We start from the raw sequence: 12,575 nt of genomic DNA, 5'->3' as shown, positions 1-12,575 counted from the left end.
ATATAACAACAAAAAATAGCTTTAATGCCTTTTTAGACACTAAAGCTATCAACAGGTTATCCACAGTTATTTTAATGATTTTATGTCCATTATCCTATGATATAAGACTTTTTATGAAAAATTAGCTTTCATTCTGTTGGAAAGTTATACACAAGGTTATTAACATCTTTATTGACGAGATAATCCTTCACCATCAAGCGCATCGTCTAAATGAAGTTCATATGCACGCTGTTTTCCATTACGTAAAACTTCTAATTTAACAGTATCTCCAATTTTTGTTTGATACAATGCTTGGCGTAATTCTAAAGTATTAGATATTTTCTTTCCATCAAAACTTGTTAAAATATCGTACATTTTTAATCCTGCTTTTTCTGCATTACTATTTTTAGCTACGCGCGTTACCATAATGCCAGCTTTTACTTCATCTGGTATTTTCAATTCAGCACGAATAACATCTGGAATGTCAGCAACATTATACATTTCAATACCTAATTTAGGACGAATAATTTGTCCTTTTTCTTCAAGCTCTTTCGCAATTTTTACGACTTGATTACTTGGAATAGCAAAGCCCATTCCTTCAACTAAGCTTGATCCGATTTTCATTGAGTTAATTCCGATCACTTGACCTGCATCATTCAACAATGCCCCACCAGAATTACCTGGGTTAATTGCTGCATCTGTTTGAATCGCTTCATTAGTAAAGTCAGCAATGTTATCCCCATCAATGTCAATTGCTACTTCACGGCTAACACCTGATACAATGCCACTCGTTACGCTAGTTGCATACTCGATACCTAAAGGTGAACCAATCGCAATCGCTTTTTGACCTACTTTAATCTCATCTGAATTAGCAAATTCTGCTACGGCCTTTACCTTTTCACTAGAAATTTCAAGTACGGCTAAATCCGTCCATGGGTCCGCTCCTACCACTTTAGCTTCTACTTGCTCACCATCTGACAATAAGATATTAATCGCTTGTCCCCCATCAATTACGTGGTTATTTGTAACGATAAATGCTTTATTCCCTTCTTTTTTATAAATAACGCCACTTCCTTCAGAACGCGTTACTAAATTATCACGATTAGTTTCTTGATCGTTCGATGGTAATTGACTACCAAATAAGAAACTTGTTTTATCTTGTAAATTAATAACTGATACAATGGCATCTTTATCTTTTTCATAGACCATTGTTTCAGCAGTTTGTTGCTTACTTTTGTTACTTTCCGTAACGATTTCACCTGTTTTAGTTGTCGCTGTATTTCCTTGTAATTGTTGTACAGCATCTTTTGTCAAATATCCTGTGCTATAAAACATAGCGATTCCGATAACTAATACCACCATACCGCCGATTATCCCAGCGATAAAACTTTTTAATGCTGATGAATTTTTCATATTTTTTCCTCCTACATGTCCTATGTTATAAGTGTACTCATTTCCCTCCTTTAATGTACCACTCTTTATCCTTTTTTTAAAAAATTTAAAGGTATTTTATAAATCATTCAACACTTTAAATCAATCATCAATTAAAACATATAAAAAACTCATTCTCTGCTTACCTAGAGAATGAGTCTATTAAGTAATTTTAGTTGCAATCGTTAAATCATAACAGTTACAGTTGCAGCCACAATGATTAATAGTAAACCAAACATCGTCACACGCATTTCTTTTTTCGTTTTACGTTGCCCTAAGAACCAAATACCTGTCAAGGTAGCTAGAACGACAGATGTTTGTGATAACACAAAACCTGTTGCTAAACCATTCATATTAGGTTGTGCTGAAATTAAATAAGTTAGTGCAGCAAAAGCAAAGAAAAATCCAGAAATAATATGTTTATAGGATACAGGCTCTGTTAATGCAAGTGGTTCTGTATTGTCTTTCATTTTTAAGACGATAGAGTATACAATACCTACTAATAACATCCCAATTGATTGTGGCAAGAAAGCAGTCATCCCATCAATTGATGTCGCTTGAGGTGCAGCTGAATACGCCCAGTACCCAATCTCACCAATGGCTAATAATGTTACAGCTTTTTTCAATAATTGTGTGTTTGCTTCATCTTTCTTTTCAGTCCAAACAGTTAAGGAAGCTCCCCAAATGATCATCGCTAAAGCAATTGTTCCTAATATTTTCGCTGTAACACCTGGCCAGTTACCTAAAAATAACACGCCCCATAAAGATGCCCCTAATAATTGGAATGCTGTGGTAATAGGCATTGCGCGAGAAGAACCTACTAAGCGGAATGATTGGAATGTAATAATTTGAGCTGATGCCCAACCGATTCCTGAAATAATGGAGAAGATTAAGTCACTTCCCGTTGGAAAGACCATCCCTTTAACAAAAAATAAAACTAACGCAAAGATAAACGTACCTAATGTTGAACCTAAAATTTGATTAACAGGTCGTCCTCCCATTTTAGAAGCAATGGTTGGATAAAATCCCCATCCGAGTAACGGTCCAAGACCGATTAATAATGCTGTTGTATTCATATGTCCTCCTTAATTAATCATTTTATTTTATTAAAAAACAACATTGCTCTCTAACAAAATATTCGCATATGGCGTCATCTCACCCGTACGAATAAATGCATGGCAATTAGACAATTCTTTTTTCATTTCTGTATGTGGTATAAATGTAATTGGTGTGTCTGGTAAGCGATCTTGAATTTCCTTTAATATCGTAGGATTTTCTGTTTTAATTTCTTCAGCTAAATAAATCCGTTGGACTTCTAATTCAGTCAATACATTATTTAAAACATCCATGAAACTTGGTGTGCCATTCGTTACAGCCAAATCGATTTTTTCTGTATCTCGTGGAACAGGCATGCCCGCATCGCCAATACTAAGTTTATCAAAATGGCCCATTTCTGCAATAACGCGTGATATATTTGAGTTAATAACTGGTGTTTTTTTCATGTGTTTTCGCTCCTTTATTATACCGATTCAATTTCGTTTTGATATGGAATAGATGGTTGCGCACCATAACGTTGGACGGTAATTGATGATGCTTTATTACCATGTAAAATTGCTTCTTCAATATTCGAGAAGTCAGGTTTTAATACAGATGCAAATGCACCAATAAATGTATCGCCGGCAGCAGTCGTATCGATTGCTCGCACTGAGAATGCAGGTACAGTCCCATTTTGATCAGCGAAATCATAATAAGCCCCTTTGCTACCTAATGTGATAATGACTGTTTCAATGCCTAAATCATGTAGTTTAGCTGTTGCTTCTTTTAACGTAGCTTCATCTGTCACTTTAATGCCTGTAATAATTTCTGTTTCCGTTTCATTAGGAACAATAATATCTGTTAATTCTAATAATTCTTGAGGTACATTTTCTAAAGCAGGTGCAGGATTTAAAATAGTCTTTACATTTGCTTCACGTGCAATTTTGAAGGCTTCAATTGTGCTATCCATTGCACTTTCAAACTGAGCAATAACGAAGTCACTTGATTTTATCGTTGCTTCATGTGCTCGAACGTGTTCTGGGGTAAAATCATTATTCGCACCAGCATAAATGATAATACTATTTTCACCTTGCTGATCCACCGTAATGAATGCTTGCCCAGTTGCTTGAGTTTCTAGAGTCGTAACCCCTTTCAAATCAATGCCTTCTTGGCCCATCAAATCTTTCATCATATCGCCTGCACCGTCTCGACCCACTGCACCAATGAAATAAGTAGATGCGCCTGCACGTTGCGCCGCCACTGCTTGATTAGCACCTTTACCACCACCTGCACTGAAATGTTCAATCGCATGAATCGTTTCTCCTGGTTTTGGCATCGCCTTTACTCGAAGTGTTCGATCTAAATTAATGCTCCCAATAACTGTAATCGTATTCATTTTCATGCACCTTTCTTTCTTTTTATTATTTATTCGCAAGTAAAACGTTTTAGTAAAACGTTTTACTAAGATAAGAAAAATATAGCACATCTTGAAAGCTATTTCAAGTGTGCTGTTGAAAATCGTTCAATTAATTGAACCGGTAATGTAATCGTTTGACGTTCTTTATCCGATTGATTAATTCGTTCAATTAATAATTGAGCCGTTGTTTGCCCTAATTGAAAAATCGGTTGAGCAATTGTTGTGAGTTGTGGCTTCACGTATTCTGCCATCTCAATATTATCAAATCCAACGATACTATAATCCTTTGGAACACTTTTACCTAGTTCATCTAACCCTAAATATAATCCAAAGGCGATTTCATCATTCGCTGCAAAAACTGCCGTCGCATCCGTTTGAATCAATTGTTGCGCCGCAAACCGTCCACTTTGTTTGGACAAGTCTGCATGAATAAAAATCAGTTGACTCGTGTCATATACCGATTGAAATCCTTCAATCCGGCGATTTACATTTTTAGTCGGATGTGCAGGGAATATCATTGCAATTCGCTCATGCCCACAATCTTTTAAATGTTGAGCTGCCAATTGACCACCTGCCCAATCATCAATTAATACGGCATCACTATACGCATCGGCTTGCTTTTGATCAATCACAATGTACGGATGATTTTTTCGACGAATAATTTCATCGATAGCTGTATTGGTCACCATTGAACTAGCAATAATATAGCCATCCACACCACGACGTTCTAATTCTTTTAAATACTGTGTTTCTTTTGCTTCATCTTGATCCGCATTACATAACAACGTCACAAATTGATGTTCATACAATATCGTTTCAATCCCTTTAATTAATTGACTGAAAAAGGGATTGTTCACATCCGGAACGAGTACACCAATCGTTTGGCTTTTCTTCATCACCATTCGTTGGGCTAAATAATCCGGCTCGTAACTTAATTGATCACGAGCCGCTAGCACTTTTTGAATGGTCGCTTCGGTAAAACGATCCGTATTTTGATTCAAAATATTTGAAACGGTTGTAATGGATACACCAGATAATTGAGCAACGTCCTTAATTGTAATTTTCTTTTGCTTCATTTTATTTAGTCCCATCCTTCTTGATTCCTCAATGTATCCTTTTGATAATTAAATATCAATCAGCGGTTGAGCAGCATATGGCTCCGTATGATGTAAGGCAAAATGTTGATTCGGTGCAAGACCTTTTTCAACCATAATTTGAAACGCTGTATCATAGGCAATTTGCTTCATGTTGGTTTCTTTACTCAAATGCCCTAAAAATACATGCTTTGTTTTATCACTAAGCATTTCACTTACAGCTAAGGCACCATCATTATTAGACAAATGGCCTTCATCACTCAAAATACGTTGTTTCAAACTCCACGGATAAGGGCCCATTCGCAATAGTTCTAAATCATGATTACTTTCGATTAAATATCCATCTGCCCCTCTGAGTTGTGCACGTAAACGTTCACTAACATAGCCCGTATCTGTTAAAATAACAAATTGCTTTTGATCCTTTTGAAAGGCATAAAACTGTGGATTAGCAGCGTCATGACTCACTTTAAATGTTTGAACATCGATGTCGGAAAAAGTTTTTAGTTCATCCGGTTCAATAATATGCTTTTGTTCAATTGGTATTTTACCAACAATTCGATCCATGGCTTGCCATGTTGCTTCATTCGCATACACATTCATTTTATATTTTCGTGCAAGCACACCCACACCATGTGTATGATCGCGATGTTCATGCGTAACAAAGAGTGTATCTACATCGGCTAAATTACGACCAATACTAGCCATTAATTCCACCATTTTCTTACCACTCAATCCACAATCGACAATCATTTTACGTTTAGGTGTCTCAATATAGGTAGCATTGCCTGAACTTCCACTTGCTAAAACACTAATTTTAAATCCTTTTTGTTCAAATAATTCCACATTAATTAGACTCCATTTCTTCATTAATCTTTCGTACTTCTGGGGTAATGATGTTCCCGTTAATGGCATTAATGCGATGGCTCGTTATAATGTCATCACTTTTAATATCAAAGTACCAGATTGGGCTATAAACACTCATATTTTCTAATTTTAAAATACGATAATAAGCCAATGTTGAAGAAACGATTTCACTGTTTCGCGGCAATAAGTTATTTAAATATAAAATTTCCGTTGCCTTCTTTTCTGAAATTAATACGCGTTTTTCTTCGACTGACTTAAATTGTTTAATCACGGTTTGAGTATAAGACGCTACTTCATTTTGACTGTTTAAGTAAAATGTAATTTGTCCTGTGCCGTCCATAATAGGTACTTGATTAACTTGTTGCGCATAAACTACTTCTCGTTTAATGGGATAATAAGAAACAAATTGATAGGTTGTCCCTTCATTCACTTCTTCTTTTAAAAACTTATCAATCACTGAAAAATCTAGTTCATTTTTTGACTTACGTATATCTAGCGGACTGACTAATGAAATAGGTTTTGCGCTATTGCTATTAGTTAATGGGCTAAACGTAATTTCGTTAGCTTCTAATTGGCCCACTTCACTATTCGATGTTTTAACAAGAGGCAAGGATTGCTTAATATCATCTAATGAATCAAAGGTGATATTATCATTTCGCATTTCTTGTTGTACATTTATCCGATCGGCAATACTCGTTTGATTTAAATTCCGGCGTTCAATATAGAAATACCCTAAGAAGATGTTTAAGGCTAAGAAAGCCATCATTAAAATCAGCTTCGACTGTTTAAAATCCATCTTCATCCTCCTCTAATAAGTCACGATGTAATAACTCACGTGTTGGTCGCCACTTGCCGCCTATTTTAACATACCACTCAGGCGTCAATATAATGACTTTACTATTCTCTTCACTTAGTGACGGTGTCCATGCAATCACTAAATCTTCCATTTGTGTCATTTCAATTTTACCTACTTGTAGCTCACCAATAATTTCTGCACCACTCATTAATTCAATCGGCGCTTGCTTATCTAATTCCAATTGAAATCCACGCCAAGGTAAATCAAGTTCACGTAATCCATTGCCTGTCAATCCAACTTTTAAATACCCTCGATCCGGTTTACCTAAAATAGGTTGTCCCTGATAATAACGACGGAAAATAAATGTATTTTTCTCAATATCCGTTTCACTTAATCGAACGATATAACGCCAATTTTCAAATTGTCGTACGAGGTGATACGCTTCTTCAGCGGGATTAATCGGTTCCGAATTATTTGTCACTATATTCCGTCTAAAATGCGCTCGACTATTTTTCAAATCAAATCGTAACTCACTTCGACTATCACTATATTGCAACAAATCTTCTGTCGCCCGTGTATTGATATCACTTGTTTCTGAAAATAATAAATTCAAGTAATTATCTGTTCCAGGAACTTCCACTAAAAAAGTATGAGGTTGTAAGCTCACTTTGCCATAAGGTAAGAATTTAGGGCCATGCTTTAACTGGAAATACTGTGATGGAATTCCTTTGTCACGATCAGCTAATCGTAATAGTTCATCGTGTATATTTTCGTCAATTGTACCAACATACCAAGTATTTTTTAACGTGTTTAATAAATACACTTGTCCCAAATTATTACGATCTAAGACGATGACATTCACCCATATACTATCCAACTCTTTATCCTTAGATGGCTGTAAAATTCCAGAATTTTTAAGAGGAATCTCTGTATCAAAGAAAAAAAGTAAATCACTTATACTTGTAATCGTCTGTGGTAATGGATCAATTTTGCTAACATTCGTTATTGATTCACCTAATGTATTCATCATCGCTACAATCAGCTGAGGTTGGTTATGAATCATACTTAACCCATCACTTTGACGAACCACTTGTGAAGGCGAAAAAATCATTTCTTCATTGATTTGATTTTTTAAAGTAATCACTTCATTTTTTCGTGTAACATCTTCATCCGATAAATCAATGGATGGTGGCCATAAATTTAGAAAGGCCAGTACTAGACTGGATATAACTAATATAATTAACACTATCGTTGAAATATGCTTTCTCATTATTCAAACTCCTCACTAACGCTAAACGGCTCGTATGGTAATTCAATATAGAAAATAGACCCTCTATTCTCGACACTTTCGACCCAAATTTTTCCGCCACTCATTTCAATGACTTCTTTGGAAATCGCTAAACCTAATCCTGTACCACCCATTTGGCGTGACCGTGCCTTATCCACTCGATAGAATCGATTAAATATTTTAGGTAATGCTCGTCTTGGAATACCCATTCCTTCATCTTTTATAAAAATAAGAATACGATCATTACTTGCTTCAAGATGGGCAGTGATTTTTCCACCGTTGGGCGAGTATTTAATCGCGTTATTCATAATATTGTCTAATACTTGAGTCATCTTATCTTGATCAATTTCAACCCATATATCAGTTGGTGTTACTTCTCGTTCAATTTGATAATTTTTCTCTTTATATTCATCTTGTTTTAAAATATGGTCAAAACGATTCAACACGTGATTGAATAAATCATTCATATTGGTTAATTCTTTTTCTAAATGCATTCGTTTTTGATCCATTCGAGATAAATTCAATAAATCTGTAATCATACGAATCATTCGATTCGCTTCCGTTTGAATAACGTCTAGAAATTCTGGTGCGACTTCTTCGTCTTTCCATGCCCCGTCACTTAATGCTTCCGTATAACTACGAATACTTGTCAGTGGTGTTCTTAATTCGTGGGATACATTGGAAACAAAGTTCCGGCGCTCGGCTTCTATCTTTTGTTGTTCTGTAATATCAGAAAGCACACATACAATCCCACTAATAAATCCTGTTTCACGTTGAATGACGGAAAAATCACATTTTAAAATACTTGAATCATAAGAAATAATTTGTTGGTCTTGCTTTGTAAATAATGAACGGAAAGTCGTTTTTTTCGGTAGACGTAACACACTTAATATATCTTGTCCGAATGCATCGCTCTCATTTAAATTCAATAAATCAAGTGCCGCTTCATTAACGATGACAATTTTTCCTCGTCGATCTGTTGCAATCACACCGTCAGACATGTGATGTAATACACTGTCTAGTCGTTGGCGCTCAGCCTCACTCGCTTCTTGTGCGTCACGAATACGAACGGATAGCATGTTAATCGCTCGTCCTAATAAACCAATTTCATCTTCCCCATAAATGTGCACACTTCCTGAGTAATTACCTTCAGAAATTTTCTCAGTTTGTTCAACCATTTCCGTAATAGGACGCGTTATCCCACGCGAAATTAGTACGGCAATTACAATCGTTAAAATAATAGCGATTAAAGAAGAATTAAAGAAAATAACGGCAATATTACGTACTTGTCGGTATTGTCCTTCAATGTTACTATCCACCACTATATAAGACAGAGGATTTTGATTTTCATCAACACCTGCTGGACCAATAATTCGCATTTGTCGTTCGTTCGTCTCTTGATCGACATATTGAATGGCGTCACTTCTTGATTTTAATGTCAATTTTTCTAAACGGATATCCGTTGCTTTAGTTCCAACTAAAGACTGTTTTGTCTGGTCGTTCGTTCCAATAATATAGCCTTGACGATCTACAATCCGAATTTCAACATTGCCACGAGAACTTGCATCTTGTAACAGTTGATAGATTGCTGTTTCTTTTTGTTCAACCGTTTGCGCACTCGATAATACTTGAGCAACATTCGTCTTTAAGAAGTCATAATGTAATTCTAACTGACTTTCGAAGTTATCGATGGTTTGCGATTCCAATTGTCGGATGAAGTTGGCTGAAATTAATTGTAAAGATAAAAGAAGCATTAATATAAATAAAATCGGTATTTTAAATTGAATAGATTTAAATATGGACAATCGTTTTTTCATAAATATTTGCCTTCCCTTTATATATTAAATAAAAGGCAAGAGCACATGATCAATGCCCTTGCCTCTTTTTCTATCGATTAATAGACGGAGCAGATTTATTCTGATTCCGGTTTCTTTATAAAATACCCAACCCCACGACGGGTCATAATCCAAGTTGGATGACTTGGTGTGTCTTCAATTTTCTCTCTTAATCGTCGAATCGTTACGTCTACTGTACGTACATCACCAAAGTAGTCATATCCCCATACGGTTTGTAACAGATCCTCACGAGTCATTACTTGACCAAGATGTTTCGCTAAGTAGTGTAATAATTCAAATTCACGGTGTGTTAAATCAATTTCTTCGCCCCGTTTAGTCACAGTGTACGCTTCTTCATGAATCACCAAATCACCAATCTCTAATTCGGTTAATTCGGATACAGGCTCCACATTTGTTTGCGATTGCGCGCGACGCATGTTGGCTTTAACACGTGCAATCAATTCACGATTAGAAAATGGTTTAGTGACATAATCATCCGCTCCTATTTCTAATCCAAGTACTTTATCAATTTCTGAATCTTTAGCTGTTATCATAATAATTGGCACGTTACTTGTTTTACGAATTTCTCGAACGACATCGAGCCCTTCTAATTTGGGTAACATCCAATCTAATAAGATTAAATCTGGTGCATGACTTTCAAACATTTGGATGGCTTCTTCACCATCAAACGCTCTAATGGTTTCATAACCCTCTTTATCCATATTAAATTTTATAATATCTGAAATTGGTTTTTCATCGTCAACTATTAATATCTTTTTCAAGGATATACCTCCCTTTTATATGAGAACAAAATCTCATGGTATGGTTTAAGAAGCCCATAATTATACATACTAAGTATACATCATTTACTCCCTAAACGTCAAAAGTCAGTTTGAATATTCAAACTGACTCTTTCGTATTTATTCACTTTTTAATAAATAATAACTGGTGTATCTACTCCAACTAAGTTATATAGCGTTGCCATAGTTGATGGTTCCACGTTAACACATCCATTACTTCCTGCTGTTAAGTAAGATGCTCCACCGTAAGCCGGTTGCCAAGGTGAATCATGCATACCATAACCATCCCAGTTAAATGGCATCCAATAACTTACAGGAGCCGCATAAGATTGTCCAGAACGTCCATTAATCCCTTTTAAAACAGCATTTCTTTGTTTTGTCCAAACATACCATACGCCTGGATAAGTTGGCGTTTTAGGGTGCCCAGAGACAATTGGTGCTTGTAAAGCAATTTGTCCTTCTTTATACACCCATAACATTTGATCTGCTAAAGATACCTCTACATAAGTATTACCAATATCATCAGGACGTGTAATTCCACTACCTTGTAGTGCTGCTTTAATGGTACCATCTTTACCTTTTTTAATAATATCTGTTAAATCTTTTGATAACTTTTCAACATCAACACTCCAACCGTAAGTTCCAGGTGGGACGTTGATGATTCCTCGATTAGTCGATTTAAATTCACGCGTTTTAAAGTAAGTTCCTACCTCTCGACTAAATTTTGAACTAAACGCTGATGCAGCTTCTGAATTAACCGTAATATTTAACTGATCATCAATTGTTAACAGCTTGGCTAATTCTTCCCGTGGAATGTCTACTTTACTATTTTGATACTCAATTGTAATTTTTAAATCCAATTGCTCATTCATTTTTTTTACATCATCATTGATTCGCTTATCTTCGACTGTTACTTTTGGTTTTTCATAAACATCTTTTAAATTAACTGTACGTGAATCATCCAATAAACGTTGAACGATTTGTTCTTTTAATGAGTCCATTTCAACAATGTTTCCTTCAACTTCTGGTTCAACATCGAATAAGCCTTTTTCTTCATTAATCTTAATCGTTGCATCTTTTGAAGCATGACGTGTACTATTATTAATATTTAATTGATTAACAAATTCATCTAGTTGCTTTTCATTAACATCTAATTCATCTGCTGACAATGATTCAGCACTGATTAATTTACCTTGTAACAATGTTATTGGCCAACTAAAAGCATTTTGTCTTTTTAACATTTCATTTAAAGTTTTATTAACATCAATATTAACCCCAAGTTCTTTTGCTGTATACGTTGCTAATTTTTTACCATCTTCAACCACATAGTATTCTTCAGACAACCAAGACTTACCTACGGTTTGAGCGGCTTTATCCACTGTTTGGTACTCGATTGTATGCGTTTTAAAAGAGGTTCCAGGATTAAAATGCTGTATAAAATAAATAGCACCAATGAAGTATATACCCAGTACTACAGCAAGGCTGCTTCCTGCAATATACCACATTTTCTTTCTTGTCATAACTGATTCACCTTTCCTAACGTATTCTGCTTCATTATACACAAAAGATTATCTCATTACAATTTTTTAACTTAGCATGACTTTTCCATTATTTTATTTACATTCACATCTCAAATATTACAATTAAACACAAAAAAGTCGTTGCATAAGCAACGACTTTCTTCATATTTGCATGGCAACGTCCTACCCTCACAGGGGGAAACCCCCAACTACTATCGGCGCAAAGAAGCTTAACGACTGTGTTCGAGATGGGAACAGGTGTGTCCTTCTTGCTATCGTCACCACACATATATTGAGTGTTTTTTGTTCACTCAAAACTGAATCTAACAGTTAAACCATTTACCGCTATCATGTATCATTCGTCTATTTGGTTAAGTCCTCGATTGATTAGTACTCGCCCGCTCCATGTATCACTACACTTCCACTTCGAGCCTATCGACCTGATCGTCTTTCAGGAATCTTACTCTTTTAAAAAGATGGGAAATCTCATCTTGAGGGTGGCTTCACGCTTAGATG

11 protein-coding genes and 2 rRNA genes are annotated in these 12,575 nt (G+C 35.6%); all 13 read right to left on the bottom strand.

All coding sequences use genetic code 11. The annotated features are described in order from the left end of the window. Positions 1-168: 168 nt before the first annotated feature. Entirely contained in the window at positions 169-1,392 is a 1,224-nt protein-coding gene (locus L866_RS0104970) for a S1C family serine protease (protein WP_025729742.1), read from the bottom strand. Between the two features lie 203 nt (positions 1,393-1,595). Next, on the bottom strand, positions 1,596-2,486 hold the full coding sequence (gene rbsU, locus L866_RS0104965; protein WP_025729740.1) for a ribose/proton symporter RbsU: 891 nt from the start codon (positions 2,484-2,486) through the stop codon (positions 1,596-1,598). A 30-nt stretch (positions 2,487-2,516) separates the two neighbouring features. Beyond that, positions 2,517-2,912, bottom strand: coding sequence for a D-ribose pyranase (gene rbsD, locus L866_RS0104960; RefSeq protein ID WP_025729738.1), 396 nt, complete (start codon positions 2,910-2,912; stop codon positions 2,517-2,519). 17 nt (positions 2,913-2,929) lie between these two features. Next, positions 2,930-3,841, bottom strand: a complete 912-nt coding sequence (gene rbsK / locus L866_RS0104955) for a ribokinase (protein WP_035446198.1) — start codon at positions 3,839-3,841, stop codon at positions 2,930-2,932. A gap of 98 nt (positions 3,842-3,939) precedes the next feature. Continuing rightward, positions 3,940-4,938 (bottom strand): ribose utilization transcriptional repressor RbsR, encoded by a 999-nt coding sequence (gene rbsR / locus L866_RS0104950; protein ID WP_025729735.1) that lies wholly within the window; start codon positions 4,936-4,938, stop codon positions 3,940-3,942. Positions 4,939-4,986: 48 nt separating this feature from the next. Continuing rightward, the gene (locus tag L866_RS0104945; RefSeq protein WP_051452867.1) at positions 4,987-5,823 is read right to left on the bottom strand and encodes an MBL fold metallo-hydrolase; all 837 of its coding nucleotides are present in this window, start codon (positions 5,821-5,823) and stop codon (positions 4,987-4,989) included. Continuing rightward, positions 5,801-6,616 (bottom strand): two-component system regulatory protein YycI, encoded by an 816-nt coding sequence (locus L866_RS0104940; protein ID WP_025729731.1) that lies wholly within the window; start codon positions 6,614-6,616, stop codon positions 5,801-5,803. The genes L866_RS0104945 and L866_RS0104940 overlap by 23 nt, the downstream gene beginning before the upstream one ends. Then, a complete protein-coding gene (gene yycH / locus L866_RS0104935) occupies positions 6,606-7,886 on the bottom strand; it encodes a two-component system activity regulator YycH (protein WP_025729729.1) in 1,281 nt (426 codons plus the stop codon). Before yycH ends, L866_RS0104940 begins: the two co-directional genes overlap by 11 nt. Beyond that, positions 7,886-9,721, bottom strand: a complete 1,836-nt coding sequence (gene walK, locus L866_RS0104930; protein WP_025729727.1) for a cell wall metabolism sensor histidine kinase WalK — start codon at positions 9,719-9,721, stop codon at positions 7,886-7,888. The genes yycH and walK overlap by 1 nt, the downstream gene beginning before the upstream one ends. Before the next feature lie 95 nt (positions 9,722-9,816). Further along, positions 9,817-10,521: a response regulator YycF gene (gene yycF / locus L866_RS0104925; protein ID WP_025729725.1), complete on the bottom strand. Its 705-nt coding sequence runs from the start codon at positions 10,519-10,521 to the stop codon at positions 9,817-9,819. A 149-nt stretch (positions 10,522-10,670) separates the two neighbouring features. Then, a complete protein-coding gene (locus tag L866_RS0104920; RefSeq protein ID WP_156919519.1) occupies positions 10,671-12,059 on the bottom strand; it encodes a L,D-transpeptidase family protein in 1,389 nt (462 codons plus the stop codon). Between the two features lie 170 nt (positions 12,060-12,229). Beyond that, a 5S ribosomal RNA gene (gene rrf / locus L866_RS0104915) occupies positions 12,230-12,345 on the bottom strand. 81 nt (positions 12,346-12,426) lie between these two features. Beyond that, positions 12,427-12,575: ribosomal RNA gene (locus tag L866_RS0104910) — 23S ribosomal RNA — on the bottom strand; the annotation flags it as partial.

Origin of the sequence: Atopobacter phocae ATCC BAA-285 (genome assembly GCF_000526675.1) — a bacterium.
Classification (GTDB): Bacteria; Bacillota; Bacilli; order Lactobacillales; family Aerococcaceae; genus Atopobacter; species Atopobacter phocae.
The sequence above is the reverse complement of the archived record's forward strand: the minus strand, read 5'-3'. Positions and strand labels throughout refer to the sequence as shown.

Excerpts from the sequence above, each read along its gene's own strand:
- L866_RS0104970 (WP_025729742.1), bottom strand. The coding sequence starts at position 1,392 with ATGAAAAATTCATCAGCATTAAAAAGTTTTATCGCTGGGATAATCGGC.
- rbsR (WP_025729735.1), bottom strand. The coding sequence starts at position 4,938 with ATGAAGCAAAAGAAAATTACAATTAAGGACGTTGCTCAATTATCTGGT.
- L866_RS0104945 (WP_051452867.1), bottom strand. The coding sequence starts at position 5,823 with ATGAAGAAATGGAGTCTAATTAATGTGGAATTATTTGAACAAAAAGGA.
- rbsU (WP_025729740.1), bottom strand. The coding sequence starts at position 2,486 with ATGAATACAACAGCATTATTAATCGGTCTTGGACCGTTACTCGGATGG.
- rbsD (WP_025729738.1), bottom strand. The coding sequence starts at position 2,912 with ATGAAAAAAACACCAGTTATTAACTCAAATATATCACGCGTTATTGCA.
- yycH (WP_025729729.1), bottom strand. The coding sequence starts at position 7,886 with ATGAGAAAGCATATTTCAACGATAGTGTTAATTATATTAGTTATATCC.
- L866_RS0104920 (WP_156919519.1), bottom strand. The coding sequence starts at position 12,059 with ATGACAAGAAAGAAAATGTGGTATATTGCAGGAAGCAGCCTTGCTGTA.
- walK (WP_025729727.1), bottom strand. The coding sequence starts at position 9,721 with ATGAAAAAACGATTGTCCATATTTAAATCTATTCAATTTAAAATACCG.
- L866_RS0104940 (WP_025729731.1), bottom strand. The coding sequence starts at position 6,616 with ATGGATTTTAAACAGTCGAAGCTGATTTTAATGATGGCTTTCTTAGCC.
- rbsK (WP_035446198.1), bottom strand. The coding sequence starts at position 3,841 with ATGAATACGATTACAGTTATTGGGAGCATTAATTTAGATCGAACACTT.